This window comes from Leifsonia poae, from assembly GCF_027921845.1.
GTDB classification, from domain to species: domain Bacteria; phylum Actinomycetota; class Actinomycetes; order Actinomycetales; family Microbacteriaceae; genus Leifsonia; species Leifsonia poae.
Window position 1 is genome coordinate 111,182 of sequence record NZ_BSEN01000013.1, and the last position, 23,817, is coordinate 134,998.

General features: G+C 68.1%; 24 protein-coding genes. 15 read left to right on the forward strand and 9 right to left on the reverse strand.

What is annotated here, in order from left to right; all coding sequences use genetic code 11:
* Positions 1–8: 8 nt before the first annotated feature.
* On the reverse strand, positions 9–428 hold the full coding sequence (locus tag PKE84_RS13550) for a hypothetical protein (RefSeq protein WP_271177788.1): 420 nt from the start codon (positions 426–428) through the stop codon (positions 9–11).
* A gap of 11 nt (positions 429–439) precedes the next feature.
* Complete coding sequence (locus PKE84_RS13555) at positions 440–2,290, reverse strand: DEAD/DEAH box helicase (RefSeq protein ID WP_271177789.1); 1,851 nt, start codon at positions 2,288–2,290, stop codon at positions 440–442.
* A gap of 98 nt (positions 2,291–2,388) precedes the next feature.
* Here PKE84_RS13555 and PKE84_RS13560 point away from each other — a divergent pair, with 98 nt between their 5' ends.
* Positions 2,389–2,880: a peptidoglycan-binding domain-containing protein gene (locus PKE84_RS13560; protein ID WP_271177790.1), complete on the forward strand. Its 492-nt coding sequence runs from the start codon at positions 2,389–2,391 to the stop codon at positions 2,878–2,880.
* A gap of 25 nt (positions 2,881–2,905) precedes the next feature.
* On the opposite strand, the gene PKE84_RS13565 is transcribed toward PKE84_RS13560, so the two are convergent.
* Positions 2,906–3,529 (reverse strand): TetR/AcrR family transcriptional regulator, encoded by a 624-nt coding sequence (locus PKE84_RS13565; RefSeq protein ID WP_271177791.1) that lies wholly within the window; start codon positions 3,527–3,529, stop codon positions 2,906–2,908.
* 194 nt (positions 3,530–3,723) lie between these two features.
* Here PKE84_RS13565 and PKE84_RS13570 point away from each other — a divergent pair, with 194 nt between their 5' ends.
* From PKE84_RS13570 to PKE84_RS13595, 6 genes are all read left to right on the forward strand, one after another.
* A complete protein-coding gene (locus tag PKE84_RS13570) occupies positions 3,724–5,004 on the forward strand; it encodes an ABC transporter substrate-binding protein (RefSeq protein WP_271177792.1) in 1,281 nt (426 codons plus the stop codon).
* Complete coding sequence (locus PKE84_RS13575; RefSeq protein ID WP_271177793.1) at positions 5,004–5,924, forward strand: carbohydrate ABC transporter permease; 921 nt, start codon at positions 5,004–5,006, stop codon at positions 5,922–5,924. The genes PKE84_RS13570 and PKE84_RS13575 overlap by 1 nt, the downstream gene beginning before the upstream one ends.
* On the forward strand, positions 5,921–6,838 hold the full coding sequence (locus tag PKE84_RS13580) for a carbohydrate ABC transporter permease (protein WP_271177794.1): 918 nt from the start codon (positions 5,921–5,923) through the stop codon (positions 6,836–6,838). Before PKE84_RS13575 ends, PKE84_RS13580 begins: the two co-directional genes overlap by 4 nt.
* 87 nt (positions 6,839–6,925) lie before the next feature.
* Entirely contained in the window at positions 6,926–7,960 is a 1,035-nt protein-coding gene (locus tag PKE84_RS13585) for a zinc-dependent alcohol dehydrogenase (RefSeq protein ID WP_271177795.1), read from the forward strand.
* Positions 7,960–8,760 (forward strand): sugar phosphate isomerase/epimerase family protein, encoded by an 801-nt coding sequence (locus PKE84_RS13590; protein ID WP_271177796.1) that lies wholly within the window; start codon positions 7,960–7,962, stop codon positions 8,758–8,760. Before PKE84_RS13585 ends, PKE84_RS13590 begins: the two co-directional genes overlap by 1 nt.
* A gap of 4 nt (positions 8,761–8,764) precedes the next feature.
* Positions 8,765–9,523, forward strand: a complete 759-nt coding sequence (locus tag PKE84_RS13595) for a ThuA domain-containing protein (protein WP_271177797.1) — start codon at positions 8,765–8,767, stop codon at positions 9,521–9,523.
* Here PKE84_RS13595 and PKE84_RS13600 read toward each other — a convergent pair.
* Genes PKE84_RS13600 through PKE84_RS13610 form a run of 3 tightly spaced genes read right to left on the reverse strand, consistent with a single transcriptional unit; the run spans position 9,516 to position 12,478 of the window.
* Positions 9,516–10,238, reverse strand: coding sequence for a M23 family metallopeptidase (locus PKE84_RS13600; RefSeq protein ID WP_271177798.1), 723 nt, complete (start codon positions 10,236–10,238; stop codon positions 9,516–9,518). The two genes, PKE84_RS13595 and PKE84_RS13600, sit on opposite strands and share 8 nt — an antisense overlap.
* Positions 10,239–10,250: 12 nt before the next feature.
* Positions 10,251–11,084 carry an amidohydrolase family protein gene (locus PKE84_RS13605; RefSeq protein ID WP_271177799.1) on the reverse strand — a complete coding sequence of 278 codons (834 nt, stop codon included), beginning with the start codon at positions 11,082–11,084 and terminating at the stop codon, positions 10,251–10,253.
* 2 nt (positions 11,085–11,086) lie between these two features.
* Positions 11,087–12,478: an alpha-L-fucosidase gene (locus tag PKE84_RS13610; protein WP_271177800.1), complete on the reverse strand. Its 1,392-nt coding sequence runs from the start codon at positions 12,476–12,478 to the stop codon at positions 11,087–11,089.
* Positions 12,479–12,533: 55 nt separating this feature from the next.
* Between PKE84_RS13610 and PKE84_RS13615 the strand changes: the two genes are divergently transcribed.
* The 8 genes from PKE84_RS13615 (at position 12,534) to PKE84_RS13650 (ending at position 21,597) form a co-directional block, all read left to right on the forward strand.
* Complete coding sequence (locus tag PKE84_RS13615) at positions 12,534–13,898, forward strand: alpha-L-fucosidase (protein WP_271177801.1); 1,365 nt, start codon at positions 12,534–12,536, stop codon at positions 13,896–13,898.
* Between the two features lie 198 nt (positions 13,899–14,096).
* The gene (locus PKE84_RS13620) at positions 14,097–15,341 is read left to right on the forward strand and encodes an ABC transporter substrate-binding protein (protein WP_271177802.1); all 1,245 of its coding nucleotides are present in this window, start codon (positions 14,097–14,099) and stop codon (positions 15,339–15,341) included.
* A 4-nt stretch (positions 15,342–15,345) separates the two neighbouring features.
* Complete coding sequence (locus tag PKE84_RS13625; protein ID WP_271177803.1) at positions 15,346–16,338, forward strand: carbohydrate ABC transporter permease; 993 nt, start codon at positions 15,346–15,348, stop codon at positions 16,336–16,338.
* Entirely contained in the window at positions 16,328–17,218 is an 891-nt protein-coding gene (locus tag PKE84_RS13630; protein WP_271177804.1) for a carbohydrate ABC transporter permease, read from the forward strand. The genes PKE84_RS13625 and PKE84_RS13630 overlap by 11 nt, the downstream gene beginning before the upstream one ends.
* Before the next feature lie 29 nt (positions 17,219–17,247).
* Complete coding sequence (locus PKE84_RS13635; protein ID WP_271177805.1) at positions 17,248–18,378, forward strand: mandelate racemase/muconate lactonizing enzyme family protein; 1,131 nt, start codon at positions 17,248–17,250, stop codon at positions 18,376–18,378.
* 11 nt (positions 18,379–18,389) lie between these two features.
* The gene (locus PKE84_RS13640; protein ID WP_271177806.1) at positions 18,390–19,394 is read left to right on the forward strand and encodes an aldo/keto reductase; all 1,005 of its coding nucleotides are present in this window, start codon (positions 18,390–18,392) and stop codon (positions 19,392–19,394) included.
* Positions 19,395–19,449: 55 nt separating this feature from the next.
* Positions 19,450–20,163 (forward strand): GntR family transcriptional regulator, encoded by a 714-nt coding sequence (locus tag PKE84_RS13645; RefSeq protein WP_271177807.1) that lies wholly within the window; start codon positions 19,450–19,452, stop codon positions 20,161–20,163.
* Positions 20,164–20,304: 141 nt separating this feature from the next.
* Positions 20,305–21,597, forward strand: a complete 1,293-nt coding sequence (locus tag PKE84_RS13650) for an enolase C-terminal domain-like protein (RefSeq protein ID WP_271177808.1) — start codon at positions 20,305–20,307, stop codon at positions 21,595–21,597.
* 12 nt (positions 21,598–21,609) lie between these two features.
* On the opposite strand, the gene PKE84_RS13655 is transcribed toward PKE84_RS13650, so the two are convergent.
* From PKE84_RS13655 to PKE84_RS13665, 3 genes are all read right to left on the reverse strand, one after another.
* Positions 21,610–22,089 carry a GNAT family N-acetyltransferase gene (locus PKE84_RS13655; RefSeq protein ID WP_271177809.1) on the reverse strand — a complete coding sequence of 160 codons (480 nt, stop codon included), beginning with the start codon at positions 22,087–22,089 and terminating at the stop codon, positions 21,610–21,612.
* A 71-nt stretch (positions 22,090–22,160) separates the two neighbouring features.
* The gene (locus tag PKE84_RS13660; RefSeq protein ID WP_271177810.1) at positions 22,161–22,910 is read right to left on the reverse strand and encodes an SDR family NAD(P)-dependent oxidoreductase; all 750 of its coding nucleotides are present in this window, start codon (positions 22,908–22,910) and stop codon (positions 22,161–22,163) included.
* A 28-nt stretch (positions 22,911–22,938) separates the two neighbouring features.
* Complete coding sequence (locus tag PKE84_RS13665; RefSeq protein ID WP_271177941.1) at positions 22,939–23,790, reverse strand: fumarylacetoacetate hydrolase family protein; 852 nt, start codon at positions 23,788–23,790, stop codon at positions 22,939–22,941.
* Positions 23,791–23,817: the final 27 nt, after the last annotated feature.

A 23,817-nucleotide genomic window follows, 5' to 3' on the forward strand; every position in this document is an offset into this window, starting at 1 on the left:
TAGGGCCGTCAGGAGCGACAGAGGTGGGCGCGGATCCAGTCGCCTGAGGCGGTCGGCGGCAGCTCACCGCTCCGGACGAGGCGCGCGAAGTCGAGCGCCTTGTCGGTGAGGCGCCCGTCGGCCGTGTCCGGGGCATCGCGGCCGACGTGGATCGAGAGCCAGCGGGTGAGCGGCGCGCCGATTCGCGCCGCGACCGCCACGGTTCCGGCGAAGTGCCGTGCCTGGCCATCCGTTCCGTCATCGAGCTCGCGCCGGAAGTTGCGTCCCGAGATGCGGTTGCGGCCGCCGGATGCGGCGTCGAGCATCCACAGCGGTCCTCGGCGCACTCCGCCGGCGTGCACGCCGAGGTCGATCAGAAAGCGGCGCGGTGTGGAAGACGCCGACGCGAGGCGGTTGGCGACGTCGACGAGTTCGGAACAGGCGTCCATGCAGGGGTGGCTCAGCGGTGGCGCGGCTTGCGTGCCGGCCGGTCGTCCCGGTCGTCACGAGCAGGACGGTCGGCGCGGTCGGCGCGGTCGGGACGGTCACCGCGGTCACCGCGGTCGGTGCGCCGGCTCGGGCCGCCGCGATCCGGACGCAGCTCGATGAGCTTGCCGCCGATCCGGGTGCCGCGGAGTTTGTCGAACACCTCGTTCGAGAGGTCGGCGGGCAGCTCGACCAGCGAGAACGCCGGAAGGATCTGGATCGCGCCGAAGTCCTCGCGGCTCAGGCCGCCCTCGTTGGCGAGCGCGCCGACGATCTGGCGCGGCTCCACCTTCTGGCGCTTGCCGACCTCGATGCGGTACTGCGACATCGGTCCGCTCGTGGGGCGGGAGCGGCGTTCCGGCCGCTCGCCCCGCGTGGCGCGCGCGTCGCGGCCACCGCGGTCGGGGCGGCTGTCGCGCTCGTCGCGCGCGCGGGCATCCCGTTCGACGCGGCGCGCCAGTTCGTCCTCGGGGGAGAGCAGCAGCGGCTCGTCGCCCTGCGCGACGACGGCGAGTGCGGCGGCCACGTCGGCCTCCGGCACGTCGTGGTGCTCCACGAAGTGACCGATGATGTCGCGGAAACGCGAGATGCGGTCCTCCTGCGCCAGTGCCGCAGTGATCGCGTCGTCGAAGCGTGCGAGCCGGGTGACGTTGATGTCTTCGACGCTCGGTAGCTGCATCTGGGTGAGGGGCTGCCGGGTCGCCTTCTCGATGGCCGTGAGCAGGCGGCGCTCGCGCGGCGTGACGAAGCTGATCGCGGCACCGCTGCGGCCGGCTCGTCCGGTGCGGCCGATGCGGTGCACGTACGACTCGGTGTCGATCGGGATGTCGAAGTTGACCACGTGGCTGATGCGTTCGACATCGAGACCGCGGGCGGCGACATCCGTGGCCACCAGGATGTCGAGCTTGCCCGACTTGAGCTGCTCGACGGTGCGCTCGCGCTGGGCCTGGGCGACGTCGCCGTTGATGGCGGCAGCGGAGTATCCGCGTGCTCGCAGCTTCTCGGCGAGCGTCTCCGTCTCGTTCTTGGTGCGGACGAAGATGATCATCCCCTCGAAGTTCTCCACCTCGAGGATGCGCGTGAGCGCGTCGACCTTCTGAGGGTACGACACCATCAGGTAGCGCTGCGTCGTGTTCGCCGAGGTCGTGGTCTTGTTCTTGACCGTGATCTCTTCGGGGTCGTGCAGGTACTTCTTCGAGATCCGGCGGATCTGCGCGGGCATCGTCGCGGAGAAGAGGGCGACCTGCTTGTCGTCGGGGGTGTCGGCGAGGATCGTCTCGACGTCTTCTGCGAAGCCCATCTTGAGCATCTCGTCGGCCTCGTCGAGCACCAGGTACTTGAGCTCGGAGAGATCGAGGGTGCCCTTGTCGAGGTGGTCCATGATGCGGCCGGGCGTGCCGACGACGATGTGCACGCCGCGCCGCAGGGCCGAGAGCTGCACGCCGTAGCCCTGGCCGCCGTACACCGGGAGCAGATGCACGCCGCGCATGTGGGCGGCGTAGCTCTCGAACGCTTCGGCGACCTGCAGGGCGAGTTCGCGGGTCGGCGCGAGCACCAGCGCCTGCGGGTTCTTCTGCGAGATGTCGAGCCGCGACAGGATGGGCAGCGCGAACGCCGCCGTCTTGCCCGTACCCGTCTGCGCGAGGCCGACCACGTCGCGGCCCTCGAGCAGCAGGGGGATGGTCGCGGCCTGGATGGCGGACGGGGTCTCGTAGCCGACATCCTTCAGGGCCTTCAGGACTGCGCCGTCGAGTCCGAGGTCGGAGAAGGTCTTCGCGTCGCCGGCAGTCTCTGCCTCGCTCTGCGGCGTATCGGATTCGGTCATCCCTCAACGGTAGTCCTTCGCGGGTCGCGCGCCGGGCCGGGATGGAGGAAGCTGGCCCCGGGAGCGAGTCGTTCTCGATCGGGCAGGAGGGAAACAGCATGGCGAATCCGGGACAACCGACCATCCGGCAGGGTGACACGGGAGACGTGGTCAGGCGCGCTCAGCGGGCGCTGCGCCGAACGCCCGACCTCGACGTGGTCGTCGACGGGGTCTTCGGGCCGCACACGAAGGCGGCTGTCGTCTCCTTCCAGCAGGCGAACGGCCTCACCGCTGACGGCATCGTCGGCCCGCACACCTGGGCCGCGCTGCCGAACGGGGGACCGATGCCCGTGCTGCAGGTCGGATCGCACGGCGCGGTCGTCTCGAGCCTGCAGACGGTGCTGACCAACGGCGCCGCCCAGTGGGGCGGGGTCACGCCGCAGGGCATCGACGGCGTGTTCGGGCCGCACACCAAGGCGTCCGTCGAGGCGTTCCAGCGCTGGGCGCATGTCGCGGTCGACGGGATCGTCGGCGACCAGACGTGGAGCGTACCGCTGCACGCCGCCGGCCAGACGCTCGAATCGGCGGTCGGGCTGAAGTACGTCGTGTAGTCCGCCGGACCGGTTCGGCTGACGCTCAGGCGCGCGTGGTGAGCACCGCTGCCGGGTCGTCTGCGCCCTCGAGTTCGGGGATGACGATCCCGAACTGCCGCAGGAGGAACAGGAACTCGTCGAACATGTCGAAGTCGGGCTCGTGGAGCCAGCGGATCTGCATGCCCTCGCTCGCGGCCAGCAGCATGCGGGCGATCCGCTCCGGTTCCGCGTCCGCCGGCAGGGTGCCGTTGCGCTGCTGCACCAGCAGCTCGCCGACGATCTTGCGGGTGAGCGTGGCGTAGCGCTCCTTGTAGAACGGGCGACCGGGATGATCGGGGTCGGTCGCCTCGATCACGCACGTCATGTAGAGGTGCACGATTCCCGGCACCACGGCGTTGTGCCGTATTGCCGCGAGCCAGTCCGCGAAATGGGTCATGCCCGTTCCGCGCTGGGCGTTCGTGACGTCCCACTGGTGGATGACCTCGAGCAGGAGCTCCTCCCGGCTCGAGAAGTAGTACTGCAGCAGCGCAGGGCTGATGCCGACGTCGTCGGCGATCGCGCGCATCGACGCTCTGCGCGAGCCGAGCTGCGAGAACACGGTCAACGTGCTCTCGAGGATCGCCTCGCGTCGTTCTCTGCCCTTGGAGTACGGGCCTCGTTCCGCCATGGCAGTCAGGCTAACAGCACTCTCGAAAGTTTGATACCTCATAACCTTCGTTTCGGTATGTTGTTACTATTCGCCTGATAGTGCGGAAACAAAAGCTTTGACAGCATTGCCAAAATTGGTTTACGTTAAATTTCTAACGGGCGGGATGACCCGTCAAGCGCGTTCTGAGATCACACAGCGACGAAGGAGTCGACATGAAGAAGGTTTCCCTGTTCGGGGCCGTGGCCGCGTTCGCGGCCGCCGCACTGGCCATGACCGGATGCACGGGCGGCGCGCCGGGCTCGGGTGGCACCGGCGAGAAGAACCACATCACCTACCTGATCGGCCAGCCCGACACCCCCGAGACCCTGACCGCGATCAAGAAGGACATCGCCGACTTCGAGAAGAAGTCGGGCGTCACGGTGAAGCTCAACGTGTCCCCGGGCGACAGCATCCGCACGCTGTTGCAGACCCAGCTGCGCTCCGGCAACGGCCCCGACGTCTTCAGCTACGACACCGGCCCCGGCTTCGCGGGCGTTCTGGCGAAGGCCGGCCTGCTGTACGACATGACCGATCAGTACGCCAAGCAGAACTACCCCGTCTACACCTGGGCGAAGGACACCGTGACCTTCGACGGCAAGGTGTCGGGCATCCCCGACCAGATCGAAGAGGTCGGACTCTTCTACAACAAAGACATCTTCGCCAAATACGGCCTCGACGTGCCGACCAACCTCTCGGACCTCGAGGCGACGGCGGCCACGCTGAAGTCGAAGGGGATCATCCCGTTCACCCTCGGCGACAAAGAGGGCTGGGAGGGCGGACACATGCTGAGCATGTCGCTCGCGAGCCGGGTGGGCGCCGACGAGGAGAAGAAGCTCATCGCCGGTGACAGCAACTGGAACAGCGACGGGGTCGTCTCGGCGGTCAACACGTGGAAGGAATTCAAGGACAAGGGCTGGATCCCGCCGTCGGCCGGCGCGATCACGTACAACAACGCGAACGCCCTCTTCTACTCGGGCAAGGCGGCCATGAACCCCACGGGCACGTGGCTGGTGCAGGATCTCGGTTCGAGCACCAAGTCGGACATCGGCTTCATCCCCTTCCCCGGGCCGGATGACAAGGGCGTCGCGATCGGCGGACTCGGCAACGGCATCTTCATGTCGGCCAAGGCGAAGGACAAGTCCGCTGCCCTCAAGTTCATGGACTACCTGGTGAGCCCCGAGCACGGCCAGTGGGAGGTCAACCAGTACCTCATCCCGGCCTACCCGGTGGACACGAGGAACGTGAAGACGTCGCCGCTGTTCCAGCAGGTGATCAAGGACACGGCCGACTACGCCAAGGGAACCGGCGGCGTCGGGCAGAACATCGACGTCAGCTCGACCGACGTGTTCAACAAGGCCATGTGGGACGGCATGCAGGGCGTACTCGCCGGCAAGCTCACCCCGGAGCAGGTCGCGAAGAACCTCCAGACGGCAGCCACCGCGAAGACCAAGTGATGACGACACGATCCTCAGCAGTACCGCGGGTGACCAGGCGGGCGCAGTCCCGCCTGGGCATCCTGATGGTCGCACCCCTCATGGTGCTCGTCATCGTCTTCTTCCTCTTCCCGCTCGGCTCGGCGATCTACTACTCGTTCGTCGACTTCGACGGCATCAACCCGTCGCCGCCGTTCGTGGGCATCGACAACTACGTGCGGATGTTCACCGATCCGGAGATGTGGCACGCGCTGTCGAACAACCTCATCTGGATTGTGATCGGCACCATCTCGCCGCTCGTCATCGGACTCCTCTACGCACTGCTGCTCTGGAACGTGCGGAGGGGGAGCGCGTTCTACCGGCTCGCATTCTTCTTTCCGTATGTGCTGCCGGGCATCGCGATCGGCATCGTGTGGAGCTGGATCTACGACCCGTTGAACGGCTGGCTGAATGTCGCGCTGCGGGCGATCGGCCTCGAGAGCCTGACGACCGGATGGCTCGGCAACCCGGACACCGCGCTCTACGCGGTGCTGGCGACGGCGATCTGGGCGAGCACCGGGTTCGTGATGATCATCTTCCTGTCGGCTCTGCGCAACGTCGACACCGAACTGGTCGAGGCTGCGCGCCTCGACCGGGCGAACGCGGCGCAGCGGCTGTGGCACATCATCCTGCCGCAGATCATGCCGGTGTTCATCATGGTGACCACGATCACGCTGGTCGGCGGGTTCAGCGTGTTCGACATCATCTTCATCATGACCGGCGGCGGGCCGGCGAACGCCACCAACGTGCTCGGCACGTACGCATACACGAACGCATTCCAGCTCAACGCGATCAGCTACGGCACGACGCTCGCCATGCTGATCACCGTTCTCTCCATTCCGTGCGCTGTGTTCCTCAACCGGCTGCAGCGCCGGCTCTCGATCCAAGGGACAACCGCATGAGCGACATCACCGCCTCGGAAGAGGACCGCCTCGGACTGGCGAGGAGCCTCGACGTCGTGCCTGCACCGCGCGAACTCAACAAGATGTCGCCGCGCAAACGCCTCGGGCTCACCGGAAAGCACACGCTGCTCATCGTGCTGTCGTTGCTCACGCTCGCACCGATCGTGCTGCTGCTCTCGACCACGTTCAAAACCGGGACCGACGTCAAGGTCAACCCGTTCGGGCTGTTCACGTCCTTCTCGTTCGAGAACATCGCCAAGGCGTGGACCGACGGGCACTTCAGCGACTATGTGCTGAACAGCGTGCTGCTGTCGGTGCCGAGCACGCTCCTCGTGATCGTGCTGTCGACGATGGCGGGCTACGCGTTCGCTCGGCTGCCCTTCCGTGGACGGACGCTCGCGTTCTACACGGTCGTGCTCGGCCTGCTCGTGCCTTTCTTCACCTACATGATCCCGCTGTTCTTCCAGTTGCGATCGATCGGGCTGCTCGACACGCTCGCGGGCGTCATCCTCGTGCTGACCTCGACCGGCGTCTCGTTCGGCACCTTCTTCATGCGGGCGTTCTTCACCGATCTGCCCAATGAGCTGGAGCAGGCCGCGCGCATCGACGGGGCATCCGAGTGGCAGATCTTCTACCGGGTGATGCTCCCGCTGGTGGGGTCGGGCATCTCGGCACTCGCCGTGTTCACCTTCCTGCAGACCTGGAACAACTTCCTGGTGCCCCTGCTCTACCTGCCGGGCGGGGACTTCCGGCCGCTCACCACCGGCCTGTACCAGTTCACCAGCGGCCGTGAGCTCGACATCGGGCCGCTCGCCGCAGCGACGCTGATCACGATCCTTCCGGTGCTCGTGCTCTTCGTCGTGATGCAGAAGCAGGTGGCACAGGGCTTCATCTCCGGAGCCGTGAAGGGCTGACCCGTCGACCGACGACCGCTCGTGACCGATCCACTTCCACCGACCACAACACCCACCCAACAAAAGGAAAGTAGAACTATGGGCTCCATGGTGAGTTTCACCTCCTCCCGCGTCGCCGAAGTCGTGCAGGAGGACCGCCAGCCGCTCGGCGCGGACCAGGTACGCATCCACACCCTCTTCTCCGGCATCTCGGCCGGCACGGAGCTGACCGCCTATCGCGGCAGCAACCCGTACCTCAACAAGCGGTGGGACGAGGACCGCCGCCTGTTCGTCGACGGTTCGACGAGCTTCGAGTACCCCGTGAACGGCTGGGGTTACGAGGAGGTCGGCGAAGTGGTGGAGATCGGCTCCGACGTCACGCGCGTGAAGGTCGGTGACCGCATCTGGGGCACCTGGGGCCACCGGTCGGAGACCATCCAGACCGAGGCGCGCGCTGCCGACCGCATCCTGTCGCCCACAGTCGACCCGCGCATCGGCATCTTCTCCCAGATCGGCGCCATCGCGCTGAACGTGATCCTCGACGCCGACATCCACGTCGGCGAGACGGTCGTCGTGTTCGGACTGGGCGTACCCGGGCAGATCGTCGCGCAGCTGGCTCGCCTCAACGGTGCGCACGTCATCGGCGTCGACGGCATCGCCGCGCGTCGCGAGCTGGCGCTCGAGCTCGGCATCCATGAGGTCCTCGACCCGTCCGACGGCGAGGTCGCCGAGCGCGTGCGAGCCAAGACCGGCGGACGAGGCGCGGACGTCTGCCTCGAGGTCACCGGCAATTACCACGCCATGCACGAGGCGATCCGCACCGTCGCGTACAGCTCGCGGGTCTGCGTCGCAGGTTTCATGCAGGGCGAGGGCACCGGTCTGCGTCTGGGCGAGGAGTTCCACCACAACCGCGTCGCCGTGATCGCGTCGCAGATCTCGGGTGTCGCGCCCGCGCTGCAGCACCGCTGGAACGAGTACCGGCTGGCATCGACCGCCATGCGGCTCGCCGAGGAGGGCAAGCTGAAGCTCGCCGACCTCATCTCGCACGAACTGCCGGTCGCCGAGGCCGGATTCGCCTTCACCATGCTCGACACGAAGCCCCAGGAGGCGCTTCAGGTCGTGCTGACCTTCGAGGAGAACTGATGACCTTCAAGATCGCGGCCCAGGAGTCGACCCTCGTCGGCGACACTCTGGAGGAGAAGTTCGCGTTCGCGCAGTCGGTCGGCTTCGACGGTATCGAGCTCTCCGGCCAGGGAGACGGCGTGTTCGGGGCGCGGGTCGACGAACTGCGCCGCGCACGCGCGGCGGGCGTCGTGATGCCGAGCGCGGTGGTGCACATGGACCACTTCATCGGCGACTTCGACAACGAGCGCCGCAACGACGCCGTCGGTCAGCTCAAGGTGCTGCTCTCGACGATCGTGGAGGCCGGGGGCAACGGCATCGTGACGCCACACGCGTTCGGGCTGTTCTCCCGCGCTCTGCCGCCGTTCACGCCACCGCAGTCGGACGAGAAGACGCGCGACGACTTCCTCGCCGCGCTCAGCGAGGTAGCCGACCATGCCGCATCCGTCGGCGCTGTCGCCTACCTGGAGCCGCTCAACCGCTTCGAGGACTTCGTGGTGAACACCCTGGCCGACTCCGCCTGGTACGTGAAGCAGATCGACTCTCCCGGGCTCGCGGTCATCGCGGACACGTTCCACATGTCGATCGAGGAGGCCGATATCGCAGCGTCGCTGCGTGAGCACGGCGACCTCATCAAGCATGTGCAGCTCGGCGACAGCAACCGCCTCGAGCCGGGCGCCGGCCACTACGACTGGGATGAGACCCTCGACACCCTCGAGGAGATCGGCTACGACGGCTGGCTCGCGATGGAGTGCGGCCTGAGCGGCCCCTCTGCCGACGTGCTGCCCGGTGTGGCGCGCCTGCTCAAGCGGCAGGGCTGACCGGATGGGATCGCGTGACGCGGCCCCGCTTCGGGTCACCGTCTGGAACGAAGGCGTGCACGAGGTCGTCGATGCGCACGTCGCCGAGCTCTATCCGGCGGGCATTCACGGTGCGATCGCCGAGGGGCTGCGGGAGCGGTTGCCGGCGGACTCCGTGATCCGCACGGCGATCCTCGCCGATGACGAGCACGGCCTCTCCGAGGCGGTGCTCGCGGAGACCGACGTGCTGCTCTGGTGGGGGCACGTGGCCCATGACGACGTCGACGACGCCGTAGTGGCCCGCGTGCATCGCCGGGTGCTCGAAGGCATGGGGCTGCTCGTGCTGCATTCCGGGCACTTCTCGAAGATCTTCCGTTCGCTGATGGGGACGACCTGCTCGCTGGCCTGGCGCAACGAGGCCGAGCGCGAGCTGGTGTGGACGGTGGCGCCGACGCATCCGATCGCCGAGGGTGTGCAGATGCCGATCGTCATCGACCACCAGGAGATGTACGGGGAGTTCTTCGACATCCCCACCCCGGACGAGCTCGTGTTCGTCAGCTCGTTCGAGGGTGGCGAGGTGTTCCGGTCGGGTGTCACCTTCCGGCGCGGAAACGGCAAGGTCTTCTATTTCAGCCCCGGCGACCAGGACTACCCGGTGTACTTCCACGACCAGGTGCGGCTCGTGCTGGCGAACGCCGTGCGCTGGGCGCGTCCGGCGCACGGGTCCCCGCGGCTGCCCGACGTGACCAATCCCGCCCGCGGCTGGTTCGAGACCGTCAGCTGAACAACGGCGCACCCGGCGAGGGGAGCGGTTCGACGACCGCCCCCTCGCCGGGCACACCGGATGCGCGCACCGCCGGTGCCGCGGACCGCCCGGCCCACTCCCGGTACCGCCGGAACAGCACCGGGATGCCTCGCGCCACCGTCCAGTCGGGGTCGTCCATCACCTGCAGATGCAGGTGCGGCTGGGTGGAGTTGCCCGAGTTGCCACAGTCGGCGAGCCATTGACCCGTCGTGACGGTGGCTCCCACCCTCACGCGGAGCGACCCTTCACGAAGATGGGCGAGCGCGACGAATCCCGTGTCACCGGCGAGCGCGATGGTGAGGCGGTTGCCGGCCACCGCGGCGACGCCCCGGCGCACGCGGTTCGCCTGACCGAGCGCGTAGGGGAGCAGCGCGGCCTGCGATCGGCGCGCGCGGTGATCCGGCTCGCCGTCGTGCGCATCCACGACCACACCGTCCGCCGGAGCCAGGATGGCGCGCCCGAACGACACGAAACGCTCCGGCGGCTCCGTCGCGAGCGCCGTGCGCCAGTCGCTGCCGACGGCCGTACGGCCACGATCGTCCACGCCGACGAAGTCGATCGCATAGGTCTCGCCCCACAGATCGACCCCGTGGCTGGGCACCCGCCGGGCGGGACTGTTCTGCGTCAGCCACCGGCCGGTGAACGGCAGGGCGAGCTCGACGGCCCGGCGAGGTGGAATGGTGCTGGCGACCATCTCACCAGCCTGTCAGAGGCGGTAGACCCGCGCAGCCGTTCCGCCGAACACGGCGCTCTGCTCGGCATCGCTCAGTCCCGAGGCCAGCTCGCGCGCGACGGCCGTCGTCTGCGCGTAGTCGCCCGCGAGGGTGGAGACCGGCCAGTCGCCGCCGAACAGCACCCGGTCCGGGCCGAAGGCGTCGAGCACGTGCTCGGCGAAGGGGCGCAGCTCCGATGCCGTTGCGTGACCGGCGGGCCCGAGGGTCGTGAGGCCCGAGAGCTTCGCGAAGACCTGCGGATGCCCGGCCAGTCGCGACAGGAGAGACGCCCACCGTCCGTGATCGTCCGTGCCGACGGGCGGTGTGCCCACGTGGTCGATCACCAGGCGAAGGGCGGGCTGCGCCTCCGCCAGCGCGAGCGCGTGCTCCAGGTGCCGGGGTAGGACCCCGATCACGTCGAACGTCGCGCCACGCGCCGCGACCAGGCCGAGCGACTCCTGCACCGACGCCCGTGCCAGCCAGTCGGCATCCGGCTCGTCGTGGATGAGGTGCCGCACCCCCACGAACTCCGGATGCGCGGCCCAGCCGTCGAGCTGCCGGGCGGCCGCCGCCGGGTCGAGCAGGTCGACCCAGGCCACCACACCCGCGACGAGCGGGGATGCAGCGGCGACGTCGAACATCGACGCTGAATCCGCGAGCGAGTTCGCGGCCTGCACGAGCACGACCCGGTCGACGCCCTCCGCGTGCAGCTGCGGTTCGATCTCGGTGAACGCGAACGTCCGGAAGATCGGTCCGGCGGCCTCCGTGAGCCAGGGATACTCGACCCGCTCGAGATCCCAGAGGTGCAGGTGGGCGTCGACCGTCATGATCAGGCGGTGAGGTCGAAGCGGATGAGCGTGGGCCCGGCGACCTCCGGCTGAGGGAGTGTCAGCGTGAGCGCACCGCCGTCGCGGGCGACCTCGATCGGCGTGCCGTCGGCGAGGCGCGCCGAGCCGGCATCGACCGAGTCGGAGACCCCGGCCAGGGTGACGACGTCGGTCGCGTCGACGAAGGCGTTCGCGGTGTCATCGGTGCGCGTCCAGCGCAGCCAGGGTTCGTCGGACGGCGCGGCCATCCCGTGGTCGAGCGTCGCGGAGCCGAACACCGCCTCCCCGTTGACGGCGTTCCAGGCGGCGAGGTGCTCGAGGGTGCGTCGCTGCAGATCGGGAACGGTGCCGCGGGCCGTGAGCCCGACATTCAGGAGCAGGTTGCCGCCGCGCGAGACGATGTCGACGAAGGTCTTCACGGCATCCGGGCCGCTCAGCAGGTGGGTCTCGTCTTCGAGCGTGTTGTGCCCGAACGAATAGCCGATGCCGCGGCAGTTCTCCCAGCCGCCGTCGCCTTCGACGCTGAGACCGTTCTGGTATTCGCTGGTGCGGAAGTCCCAGTGCGTCTCGCCCCAGCGGTCGTTGGCGACGCCGTCGGGCCGCGCGGCGTAGAACTTGTCGAACAACCGCTCCATCGAGAACGGGCCCGACGGCTTGCCGGCATCCGGCCATTCGATGTCGCCCCACAGGACGTCGGGGGAGTAGCGCTCGATGAGGTCGTCCACGTGCGTGTACGCGTACTCGGCGTAGGCAGCGTCGACCGGACGGCCGAACTGCTGGTCGTCACCGGTGATCGGCGGGAGGTCGGAGAAGTGCCAGTCGAGGCCGCCGGAGTAGTAGACGCCGAACCTCAGCCCGGCATCCCGCGTCGCCTTCTCGAACGCGCCCACCAGGTCGCGGCGGGGGCCGCGGGCGACGGTGTTGCGCCCATCCGTGCCGGGCGCATCCCACAGGGTCACCCCGTCGTGGTGCTTGGTGGTGGGCACGAAGTACCCGGCGCCCGTGCTCTTCACCAGGGCCAGGAAGTCATCGGGGTCGAAGTCCTCCGGGTTCCACTGGTCGATGAAGTCGTCGTACGGCGCACCGCCGAACGCGTCGCGCTGGTGCTGGGCCGCCGGGCTGTCCTCGATGCGGATCGTGTTGTAATACCACTCGGCGTAGGGGTTGTGCGCGAACCAGTACTCCTTCTCGATGGTGCCGAGCTCGCCGATCGGTTCGGCCCAGGCAGGAACGGAGTACGGACCCCAATGGACGAAGATGCCGAGCTTCGCATCGCTGAACCAGCGGGGGAGCTCGCGCTCGAACCGCTGGTAGTTCTCGGGGCGGACGGGGTCGTCTTTGAACATGGCCACGCTGAGATTCTCCTTCTTCGTCGAACGGATTGTGGGACGCATCCCGAGTCCATATCCTATAGGCAATAGCATCCCACCTCAAAGGAGAGTTCTGACCGTGGATTCGACCATCACCGCCCTTCCCGACGCGTTCGTGCGCCCGACCGACTTCCAATTGCCCGGCGGCGAGTGGTTCGTCGGCGCCGGCTTCGGCCTCTTCGTGCACTGGGATCACGCCAGTCAGCAGGGGATCGAGATCTCGTGGCCGCTGGTCGGCCGATCGATCATCCCGGGCTCCGACGCCGTCGAGGACACGGTGTCGGTGGAGCAGTACCAATCGACAGCGCCCACCTTCGACCCGGTCGAGTGGGACGCGGTCGCCCTCGCGCGGCTCGCGAAGAAGGCCGGCGCGCGGTACGTCGTGTTCACGGCCCGCCACCACGCCGGATACTCGATGTTCCACACCGCCCACTCCGAGTTCGGCATCGAGCAGTCCCCCTTCGGCCGCGACATCACCCGCGAGTTCGTCGAGGCGATCCGCGCCGAGGGCATCCGGGTCGGCATCTACTACAGCCTCCCGGACTGGAACCACCCCGATTATCCGGCCTTCGAGATGAGCGACCGCCCGTATGCGCTGGAGCACTGGCCGGCCGCCGGCGACCCGCAGAACGCCGGGACGCCGGTCGCCGACGACAAGCACCGCCGGTCGTCGCCCGAGGCATGGGCGCGCTACCAGGAGTACCTGCGCGGTCAGCTGACCGAGATCCTCACGAACTACGGCACCATCGACCTGCTGTGGTTCGACGGGGAGTGGGAGCGATCGGAGGCGGAGTGGGACAGCGCCGGCCTGCGAGCGCACATCAAATCGCTGCAGCCGGACGTCGTCATCAACGACCGCTTGCTCGGCCAGGGCGACTACAAGACGCCGGAGCAGGGCTTCCCCGTCACCGCTCCGCACGGCCCGTGGGAGCTCTGTCTCACCATCGGCCAGATGTGGGCGTGGCGGCCAGGCGACACCAAGAGCAAGAGCACGACCTCTCTCGTGACCACGCTGATCGAGGTCGCCTCGCGCGGCGGCAACCTCCTGCTCAACATCGGGCCGAAGGGCGACGGCAGTCTGAACGACTCGCAGGTGCGCACCCTGGAGGAGATCGGCGGCTGGATGGATGCGCACGGCGAGAGCGTGGTCGGCGTGTCACCGACGGTGGGCGTCGACTACTACGGTCCCTCCACAGCGCGCCCGGGCACGGTCTACCTGCATCTGGTGATGCGCCCGATCGAGCAGGTCATCGTGCGCGGCATCCCGGTCGGCCGAGTGAGCGGCGTTCGCCTGCTCGCGACCGGGGAGGCACTCGACTACGAGGTCAACTACGAGGTGCACGAGCAGCCGGCGCCTGGCCAGGACCCGCTGGGGGAGCTGCTGATCGCTGCTCCGACCCCGTCGGGGGCTGTAATCGACGTCATCGCGATCGACTTCGCCTGATCCGCCGACCCGGACGGCAGACCGGATCTCCTACTTGACCCGTCGGGCGCATCCGCTTATGCTCCCCAATAACCTATATCAAAGACCCTATAGGATCGTGATTCCCCACCAGCCGGTGCGACACCGAGGCGGGATCTACGAAACAGCAGGCTCAGTAGGCGATCACATTTGATGAATCCAATGGAGGAGGCACAGCAAGTGACACCACGAAGCAAGCGTGCGGCAGGCCGGATCGGAACTGCCATCGTACTCGCCGGAGCGCTCACGGCGCTCGCAGGATGCGCGGGTGGCGGCGGCAGCGCGGCCGGCGGCCCCATCTCGATGTACACCTGGGTCAGCAGTCAGAGCGACCGCGACCAGTGGCAGGGCTTCATCGACCTGGGCAAGAAAGTGGACCCGAAGCTCGACGTGACCATCGACGGTCCGAGCTTCAACGACTACTGGACGAAGGTCAAGACGCGTCTCAGCGGCTCGAACCCGCCCTGCCTGCTCACCACGCAGGCGGCGCGCGCCCAGGAGCTCGGCGGACTGCTCATGCCGCTCGACGATCTGATCAAGAAGTACAAGCTCGACACCTCGGCGTTCGACGCATCGATGCTCAAGGGCATGACCGTCGACGGCACCATCCGGGCCATCCCGTACGACGCCGAGCCGATCGTGCTCTACTACAACGCCGACAACTTCAAGAAGGCGGGACTGGCCCTGCCGAGCACCACGTACACGCGCGACCAGTTCCTCGCCGACGCCAAGAAGCTGACCACGGGAACCCACAAGGCGCTGGCGATCGAGCCCGGCTTCTTCATCCCGAACGCGTGGGCGATCGCCGACGGCGCCGAGGCCGTGAAGAAGGGCAAGCTCGACCTGACGAACTCCGACCTCGTCGACCAGGTGCAGTCGTACTTCGACCTGGTCCACAAGGAGGGCATCGCGGCCGCGCCCAACGCGGCAGACGGTTCGGATGTCGCCCAGGCGGCGTTCACGGGCGGCAACACCGACATGCTGATCGAGGGTCCCTGGATGTACGGGACGTTCGCCAGTGCCGCCAAGTTCCAGATGGGCGTGACCATCGTTCCGAGCACCTCCGGCGAGGCGCACGGCATGACGGCGGGCTCGGGCTTCGGCATCGCCAAGAACTGCAAAGACCCGGATGGCGCGTTCAAGGCCATCCAGGCGATGACCGACACCAGCGTGCTCAAGGCACAGGCCGTCAAGCGCGGCATCGTCCCGTCCCGCGCCGACGCCCAGTCGGCCTGGGCCGAGGGCAAGACCCCGGAGGCCGCGGCCGCAGTGACGGCGCTCCTGGGCAACGCCACCGCGCAGCTGACCACGCCGACCTGGAACCAGGTGGAGACGCTCTTCACCCAGTACGGCGTCGAAGGGTACCGCGGTGACAAGAGCGCCAAGGACGTGATGAACACCATCCAGAACTCGGTGGGGCAGTAGCCGGATGGCTTCCCCGCTGATCACGGGCGCCGTCGTCTCGAAGGAGACGGCGGCGCCCGCCGCGCCCCCGACCCGCCCGTTCGGCGTGCCGCACCCCACTCCGCCGCAGCCCGGCCGCACGGGGAGGAAGCGCAAGGGCGACGGACTCGTCGCACTCGCCTACCTGTCGCCCGGGCTCGCCGGCTTCACCTTCTTCATCCTGGTGCCGCTGATCGGCTCCCTGGTGATCAGCCTCTTCGAGTGGCCGCTGTTCGGCGCCCCGACCTTCATCGGGTTCGCGAACTACCAGAAGCTGTTCTCCGATCCCACCTTCTACACGGTGCTGATCAACACGGTGATCTTCGCCTTCGTCTACACCGCCCTCAACCTGGTGCTCGCGCTGGCCGTCTCGCTGTGGCTGAACACGCGCATCAAGTTCGCCGGCTTCTGGCGGGTCATCTTCTTCCTGCCCGCCATCACGCCGATGGTCGCCAACGCGCTCGTCTGGCGGCTCCTGCTCAGCGACAACGGGCTCGTGAACTCGGCGCTCGCCTCGGTGGGCATCCAGGGTCCGAGCTGGCTCTCCGATGCGTCGTTCGCCCTGTTCTCGGTGATCGCGATGTCGGTGTGGCAGTCGTTCGGCTACAACGTCATCGTGCTCTCCGCCGGCCTCGGCGGCATCCCGAAGGAGATCCTCGAGGCCTCCAGGATGGACGGCACGAGCGCCTGGCAGCGGTTGCGCTCGATCATCCTGCCGATGATCTCGCCGTCGCTGTTCTTCACCATGACCATGACGATGATCGGCGCGTTCCAGGTGTTCGTGCAGCCGCAGATCCTCACCCAGGGCGGCCCCGGTGAGTCGACGAACACGTTCGTGCTCTACCTCTATCGCAACGGGTTCGTGTTCGACCGGCTCGGCTATGCCTCCGCGCTCGCCTGGATCCTGTTCATCGTCGTGATGCTCATCACCGCCCTGCAGTTCGCCGGGCAGAAGAAGTGGGTCAACTATGACAAGTGACACCCTCGTGCGCGAAACCGCTCCGCACCGCAAGCCGCGGCTCCGTCGCGCTCAGAAGGTCAACGCGACCAAGACCTGGTTGAACACCCTCGTGATGGCGATCGTGGCCCTCGTCTTCACCTTCCCCTTCATCTGGATGTTCTTCTCGGCTCTCAAGCCCGAGTCGGAGGTGTTCGCCGCGAAGCCCACCTTCATCGGATCCGAGGTGAAATGGTCGAACTTCGTCGACGCCTGGACGCTGGTGCCCTTCGGCCGGTTCATCTTCAACGGCTTCTTCGTGTCGATCATGGGCGCGCTGCTGTCGGTCATCGTGGCCGTGCTCTCGGCGTACGCGTTCTCGCGGCTGCGCTTCAAGTACCGCGACAAGATCTTCCTGCTCTACGTGTTCACGCTCGTGCTGCCTCAGGAAGTGCTCGTCGTCCCGCTGTTCATCATGATGAATCAGCTCGGCCTCGTCGACAGCTACGTGGCGCTGATCATCCCGTTCGCGTTCACCGCGTTCGGCACGTTCCTGCTGCGGCAGTTCTTCCTCACGATCCCGATCGAGTTCGAGGAGGCGGCGCTGATCGACGGTGCGTCGCGGTTCCGCACCCTCTGGTCGGTGCTGCTGCCGCAGCTGACCGCGCCGTTGTCGGTGCTGGCCGTCTTCTCGTTCGTCGGCTACTACAACTCGTACCTGTGGCCGCTGATCATCATCAACAGCCAGGAGCTGGCGACCGTGCCGCTCGGCCTGTCGATGTTCACCGGCGAGCACGGGACCCAATGGAGCCTGATGATGGCGGCGTCGACGCTCGCGATCATCCCGTCACTCATCATCGTCGCCGTGCTCCAGCGTCAGCTCATCAAGGGTGTCGCGCTCGGTGGCTTCGGCGGCCGGTGATGGACCTCGACACAACGAAAGCAGTTCAGATGACCCTCGCACCGGCCACCGGCACCGACCGCACCGCCCTCGACGGCACGATCGTCAGCGCGGAGGCGTGGCTGAGCGACCTCGAAGTCGAGACCGTGCGCACCGACGCGGTGCAGTCGTTCGTCAAGCAGGAGACCATCTTCGTGCGCATCCGCACCGCGGGCGGCGTGGAGGGGTTGGGCTACAGCTACACCATCGGCACGGGCGGGGGAGCGGTGCTCAGCCTGTTGCGCACGGGACTCCTCGATGTGCTCGTGGGCATGGACGCCCACCGCCCGGAGGCCGTCTGGCGCGCGCTGTTCTCCTCGACCCGCGCGACGACGGTGGGCGCGATCACCTCGCTCGCGCTCGCCGCGATCGATACGGCTGTCTGGGATGCGCGGTGCAAGGCCGCCGGCCTTCCGCTCTGGGTCGCGGCGGGTGGCGCACGGCCGAGCATCCCGTTGTACGACACCGAGGGCGGCTGGCTGCATTTCAGCACCGACGAGCTGGTGGCGCAGGCCGTCGAGTCGAAGGCGCGCGGGATGCACGGGGTCAAGATCAAGGTCGGCAAGCCGCGCGGTCACGAGGACTACGAGCGGCTCGCAGCGGTGCGCGACGCGGTCGGGCCCGGCATGGACATCATGGTCGACGCCAATCAGTCGATGACGGCGGCCGAGGCCATCCGGCGGGCGGCACTGTTCGAGAAGCTCGACATCTTCTGGTTCGAGGAGCCCCTGCCGGCGGAGGACGTGGCCGGTCACCGCCGGCTGGCCGAGGCGACCAGTCTCCCGGTCGCGGTGGGGGAGTCCATCTACTCCGTGGGGCAGTTCCGCGAGTACCTGCAGGCGAAGGCCGCGTCGATCGTGCAGGTGGACGTCGCCCGGGTCGGCGGCATCACGCCGTGGCTCAAGGTCGCGCACCTGGCGGAGGCGTTCAACGTCGCGGTGGCTCCGCACTTCTTGATGGAGCTGCACGTCTCGCTGTGCTGCGCCATCCCGAACGCCCTGTACCTCGAGCACATCCCGCAGCTGCGTGCCGTCACCTGCAGCGAGATGACGATCAGCGAGGGGGCCGGGGTGGCTCCGACGACGCCCGGCCTGGGAATCGAATGGGATCTCGACGCCATCGACGACCTGCGGGTCTCCTGAGGGAGGGCGGAATGGCGACAATGGACTCCGTGCACACGCTCGATGCGGCGAGGCCGTACGGACGCGGCGGCCTCACGGTCGGACCCGTCGGGTACGGCGTCGCCGCCCTCGGCAATCTCTACGCCGCTCGCGACGACAGCGTCTGGCCGCAGTGCGTGCCGGCGGCCTGGGACGCCGGCATCCGGTACTTCGACACGGCTCCGCACTACGGGCTCGGTCTCTCGGAGGAGCGTCTCGGCATCGGTCTGCGGGAGCTGCCCCGAGACGAGTACGTGCTGTCGACCAAGGTCGGGCGCGTGCTCGACCCCAACCCGGACTACCGCGACGGCGACACCGACATCGAGAACCTGTTCGCCGTTCCGTCGACGCGGCGCAGGCGCTTCGACTATTCGCGCGACGGCGTGCTGCGGTCGGTCGAGGACTCGCTGGACCGGCTCGGAGTGGATCGCATCGACGTGCTCTTCGTGCACGACCCCGACGACCACGAGCGCGAGGCCCTCGAGGGAGCCTTCCCTGCGCTCGACGAGCTGCGGTCGCAGGGCGTCATCCGGTCGTACGGCGCCGGCATGAATCAGTCGGCCATGCTCAGCCGATTCATCCGCGAGACCGACCTCGACATCGTGATGTGCGCCGCTCGCTACACGCTGCTCGATCAGGGCGCGGCCCTCGATCTGCTGCCTGCAGCGGCAGAGCGGGGTGTCTCGGTCGCCGTCGCCGCAGTCTTCAACTCGGGGATCCTCGCCACCGACCGCCCACCGGCCGACGCGCGCTTCGACTATGCGGCGGCGCCGGACGGTCTGCGCGCCCGGGTGGAGCGCATCGCCGACATCGCCGCCCCGTATGGCGTCACAGTGCCCCAACTGGCGGTGCAGTTCCCGCTGCGCCATCCGACGGTGGCGACCGTCGTACTCGGCGCGGAATCCGCGACGCAGATCACCAGGAACGCCGCACTGGGAGACGTGGTCGTGCCCCCTGAGCTGTGGCAGGAGCTCGAGGAGGCGGCGCTCATCTCATGAGAATCCTGCATCCTCTATCCTCTCTTTTCATTCACGCAAGATCTACGATGTCTGCATGAGCATCGAACCCGTACCCGGCGCACGCTTCCTCCCCGCGAGGAGAGCGCTCGCCGACGACGTCTACGACGCGGTTCTCGCCCTGCTCATGGACCAGGTGATCGAGCCGGGCAGCCGGGCCAGCATCGACGGCATCGCGCGACAGCTCAACGTGTCACCGACTCCCGTGCGCGAGGCGCTCGCCCGACTCGAGTCGGAGGGGCTGGTGGTCAAGCAGGCGCTCAAGGGCTACACGGCGGCGCCGCTGCTCGACAGCGAGGGGCTGCGTCAGCTGTTCGAGATGCGCCGGCTGATGGAGCCGTACGCCACGAGGAACGCGGTCGGTGAACTCACCCCCGAGACGCTCTCCGAACTCGCCGAGCTCTGCGCGGCGATGCACGCGAGCGGCCAAGCGGCCCAGAGCGGCGACGACCGGTTCGAGGACTACAAGGACTTCGCCGATCAGGATGCGGCCTTCCACCGCATCATCGCCGAGCACTCGGGCAATGCCCTGCTGTCGGATGCGATCGCGCGGCTGCGGTCGCACATGCACCAGTACCGCATCTACTTCAAGCACGGCGTCGTCGAGGAGACGTCCGGCGAGCACGAGGCGGTGCTGGAGGCCCTGCGTGCCGGGCGCCCGGCCGAGGCCGAGAAGGCGATGCTCGACCACATCACGAAGTCGTACAAGCGCATCTCCGCCAGCCTCGAGTCGGCCGAAGAGGTCGGTTAGACGCGCTTCCTGACCCTGAGGCGCCCCGCCACGGCGGGGCGCCTCTTTTTGTCGGTGGCGCAACTCACCTATATCCAATAGGATGTTGGTTACCTGCTCGACGCGACGACGCGCGGGCGGCGAAGGGAAAGAGGGCAGCGCGTGAGCACCATCACGGGATTCGAAACAGTCGACGTCCGATTCGAGACGTCGGCGATGCTCGACGGCTCCGACGCCATGAACCCCGACCCCGACTACTCGGCCGCCTACCTGCGGGTCACCACGGACGCCGCCGACGGTCACGAGGGGCACGCGTTCGTCTTCACCATCGGCCGCGGGAACGACGTGCAGGTGGCGGCGATCGACGCCGTCGCCCACCGCGTGCTCGGGCGCGACGTCGAGGCGATCCTCGACGACCTCGGCGGTTTCTGGCGCGAGTTCGTCTACGACTCGCAGCTGCGCTGGCTCGGCCCGGAGAAGGGCGTGATGCACATGGCGATCGGCGCGGTCGTCAATGCGTTCTGGGACCTCAAGGCGAAACGCGCCGGCCTGCCGCTGTGGCAGCTGCTCGCCCGCATGAGCCCGGAGGAGATCGTCGCCCTCGTCGACTTCCGCTACCTGAGCGACGCCCTCACTGAAGACGACGCGCTGGGCATCCTGCGTGCCGCCCTGCCGGGGCGTGCCGAGCGCGAGGCCGCGCTGTTGGCGCTCGGCTATCCGGCGTACACCACGACTCCGGGATGGCTCGGCTACTCCGACGACAAGCTCCGCCGCCTGGCGCGCGAGGCCGTCGACGAGGGCTTCCAGCAGATCAAGCTCAAGGTGGGGGACCGGCTCGACGACGACGTGCGCCGGCTCCGGATCGCCCGCGAGACGGTCGGTCCCGACATCCGGATCGCGATCGACGCCAACCAGCGCTGGGACCGCGATCAGGCGATCGACTGGATCCGCGCTCTGGAACCGTTCGACCTGGCCTGGGTCGAGGAGCCGACCAGCCCCGACGACATCCTCGCCCATGCCGCCATCGCGCGTGCCGTCGCCCCCGTGCGCATCGCGACGGGCGAGCACGGGATGAGCCGGGTGCTGTTCAAGCAGCTGCTCCAGGCCGAGGCCGCATCGATCGTGCAGATCGACTCGACCCGCGTCGCCGGGGTCAACGAGAACATCGCCATCCTGCTGCTCGCGGCGAAGTTCGGGATCCCCGTCTGCCCGCACGCCGGCGGAGTCGGACTCTGCGAGGCCGTGCAGCACTTCTCGATGTTCGACTTCGTGGCCGTCTCCGGCAGCCAGGACGGCCGGATGATCGAGTACACCAAGCACTTGCACGAGCACTTCGTCGCGCCGGTCGAGCTGGTGGGCGGCCGCTACTGTGCCCCGCTCGCGCCGGGCATCGGCATGGAGATGCTCGCGTCGTCGCTGGCCGAGAACGAGTTCGGGGTGCGCGCGACCGCTTAGAGGCCGAGAGTCTTAGAGGCCGAGCGTCATGAAGTAGCTGTTCGGGTCGGCCGAATACGAGCCGAACGGGTCGCACGGCGCGAACCCTGCGCGCGCGTAGAGGCGGCGAGCAGGCTCGAAGAACTCCATCGAGCCCGTCTCCAGCGACAGTCGGCGCACGCCGCGCGAGCGGGCGTCGGCGATCGCGAATTCGAGCATCGCGGCCGCGATCCCCTCCCCGCGCCGTTCCGGATCGGTTCGCATGCTCTTGAGCTCCTCGTGACCGGGCTCATCGGGAAGCACCAGGGCGGCGAGCGCCACCGTGCCGACGATCGCCGAGCCGTCACGGGCGACCCACAGGCGCACTCGCGGTTGCTGGAGACCCGTGAGATCGAGTGCGTGCCTGCTCTCCGCCGGAGCGGTCGGCTCGAGATCGTCGAGGTGCGCTTGGAGGAAGGCGTGCAGAGCGGGATCGGTGAAGTCGGCGCGTTCGATGATGAGTGTGGAGGGCACCAGAGAAGGCTATCGCCGTCGCGTTTCCGCTGTGTCTCTTCTCATGTGTCTCTCCTCAGCTGTGTCTCTTTTCAGCGGCGTGGGCGCAGGGAGTACATGCCGCCGTCGACCGCGAGGATCACACCGTTGGTCGACGTCGAGGTGGGGGAGGCGAGGTAGGCGACGGCCTCCGCGACCTCCTGCGGCTGCACGAGGCGGCCGCTCGGCTGACGCGATTCGAGGGCGGCGCGTTCCGCATTCGGATCGGCGGCGGTGTCGAGCAGACGCCCCACCCACGGGGTGTCGGCGGTGCCGGGAGCGACCGCGTTCACACGGATGCCGCGGGGGAGGAAGTCGGTGGCCATCGCCAGGGTCATCGCCGACACCGCACCCTTCGACGCCGAGTAGAGCACCCGCTGCGGAAGGCCGGCCCACGCGGCGATCGAGCTGGTGAGCACGACCGCGGCGGCCGGCGACTTCTCGAGGTGGGGCAGCGCGTGACGCACGGTGCGGGCCGAGCCGATGACGTTCACGTTGAGCACGCGCATCCACTCGGCGTCGTCGTTGGCGGAGACGTCGCCCTGTGCCCCGATGCCCGCGTTCGCGACCACCACGTCGAGGCGGCCGGCGCCGGCCACGACCTCGGCGATCGCGGCACGCACGCTGTCGTCGTCGCCGATGTCGCACCGGATGCCCGTGTGCGGGTGCCCGACCGCCGCCGCGTCGAGGTCGAGGCAGTAGACCGTGGCGCCGCGCGCGGCGAGCTCGTCGGCGATGGCCTTGCCGAGTCCGGAGGCGCCGCCGGTGACCGCAGCGACGAGCCCTTCGAAATTCTGGGACACCTGTGTCTCTCCTTCTGTTCCGTTGTGATCAGTCGGCCGCGCGCACGGTCGTGCGCTGCTCGCCGAGTCCGTCGATGCCCAGCTCCACGACGTCCCCGGGAGCGAGGTAGGGGAACCGTCCCGACAGGCCGACGCCCTCCGGGGTTCCGGTGTTGATGAGATCGCCGGGCTCGAGCACCATGAACTGGCTGAGGCGGTAGACGATCTCGGCGACACCGAAGATCAGGTCGGAGGTGGTCGACGACTGCCGGGGCTCGCCGTTCACGCGCGACCAGATGCCGAGCCCCGAGCCGTCGCCGACCTGCGCCGTCGGCACCAGCCAGGGGCCGAGGGGGTTGAAGGTCTCGAAGCTCTTGCCCTTGCTCCACTGGCCGAGCGATCGCTGCAGCTGGTATTCGCGCTCGGAGACGTCGTTGGCGACGGTGAAGCCCGCGATGTGGGCGAGCGCCTCCGCCGGCGAGGCGAGATAGCGGGCGCGACGGCCGATGACGGCCGCGAGCTCCACCTCCCAGTCGGTCGTGACCGATCCGGGCGGCACCAGCACGGTGTCGTTCGGCCCGACGACGGTGTTCGGGTGCTTGTAGAAGACGACGATGTCCGTCGGCGGCTCCGAGCCTGACTCGCGGGCGTGCGCCGCGTAGTTCATTCCGATGCAGATGACGGCCGAGGGGCGGGCGATCGGGGCGCCGATGCGCATCCCGGTGCTGTCGATGACGGGCAGTTCGCCCGCCAGCGCCGCGCGCTCGGCGGCCGCCAGCCCGTCGGCGGCGAGGAATGCCCCATCGATGTCGGCGGTCAGCGGGCGCAGATCCCAGCTGGTCTCGCCGTCACTGACGACGGGGATCTCGAATCCCGGCTCACCGAGCCGCTGGAATCGCATCGGGTGGGTCGGCATCGAGAGTCCTTT

Bases quoted from the DNA above. Each gene is read 5' to 3' on its own strand.
- PKE84_RS13575 (WP_271177793.1), top strand. From the start codon at position 5,004: ATGACGACACGATCCTCAGCAGTACCGCGGGTGACCAGGCGGGCGCAG.
- PKE84_RS13665 (WP_271177941.1), bottom strand. From the start codon at position 23,790: ATGCGATTCCAGCGGCTCGGTGAGCCGGGATTCGAGATCCCCGTCGTC.
- PKE84_RS13590 (WP_271177796.1), top strand. From the start codon at position 7,960: ATGACCTTCAAGATCGCGGCCCAGGAGTCGACCCTCGTCGGCGACACT.
- PKE84_RS13565 (WP_271177791.1), bottom strand. From the start codon at position 3,529: ATGGCGGAACGAGGCCCGTACTCCAAGGGCAGAGAACGACGCGAGGCG.
- PKE84_RS13630 (WP_271177804.1), top strand. From the start codon at position 16,328: ATGACAAGTGACACCCTCGTGCGCGAAACCGCTCCGCACCGCAAGCCG.
- PKE84_RS13605 (WP_271177799.1), bottom strand. From the start codon at position 11,084: ATGACGGTCGACGCCCACCTGCACCTCTGGGATCTCGAGCGGGTCGAG.
- PKE84_RS13595 (WP_271177797.1), top strand. From the start codon at position 8,765: ATGGGATCGCGTGACGCGGCCCCGCTTCGGGTCACCGTCTGGAACGAA.
- PKE84_RS13635 (WP_271177805.1), top strand. From the start codon at position 17,248: ATGACCCTCGCACCGGCCACCGGCACCGACCGCACCGCCCTCGACGGC.
- PKE84_RS13585 (WP_271177795.1), top strand. From the start codon at position 6,926: ATGGTGAGTTTCACCTCCTCCCGCGTCGCCGAAGTCGTGCAGGAGGAC.
- PKE84_RS13645 (WP_271177807.1), top strand. From the start codon at position 19,450: ATGAGCATCGAACCCGTACCCGGCGCACGCTTCCTCCCCGCGAGGAGA.
- PKE84_RS13570 (WP_271177792.1), top strand. From the start codon at position 3,724: ATGAAGAAGGTTTCCCTGTTCGGGGCCGTGGCCGCGTTCGCGGCCGCC.
- PKE84_RS13580 (WP_271177794.1), top strand. From the start codon at position 5,921: ATGAGCGACATCACCGCCTCGGAAGAGGACCGCCTCGGACTGGCGAGG.
- PKE84_RS13640 (WP_271177806.1), top strand. From the start codon at position 18,390: ATGGCGACAATGGACTCCGTGCACACGCTCGATGCGGCGAGGCCGTAC.
- PKE84_RS13560 (WP_271177790.1), top strand. From the start codon at position 2,389: ATGGCGAATCCGGGACAACCGACCATCCGGCAGGGTGACACGGGAGAC.
- PKE84_RS13610 (WP_271177800.1), bottom strand. From the start codon at position 12,478: ATGCGTCCCACAATCCGTTCGACGAAGAAGGAGAATCTCAGCGTGGCC.
- PKE84_RS13625 (WP_271177803.1), top strand. From the start codon at position 15,346: ATGGCTTCCCCGCTGATCACGGGCGCCGTCGTCTCGAAGGAGACGGCG.
- PKE84_RS13600 (WP_271177798.1), bottom strand. From the start codon at position 10,238: ATGGTCGCCAGCACCATTCCACCTCGCCGGGCCGTCGAGCTCGCCCTG.
- PKE84_RS13550 (WP_271177788.1), bottom strand. From the start codon at position 428: ATGGACGCCTGTTCCGAACTCGTCGACGTCGCCAACCGCCTCGCGTCG.
- PKE84_RS13555 (WP_271177789.1), bottom strand. From the start codon at position 2,290: ATGACCGAATCCGATACGCCGCAGAGCGAGGCAGAGACTGCCGGCGAC.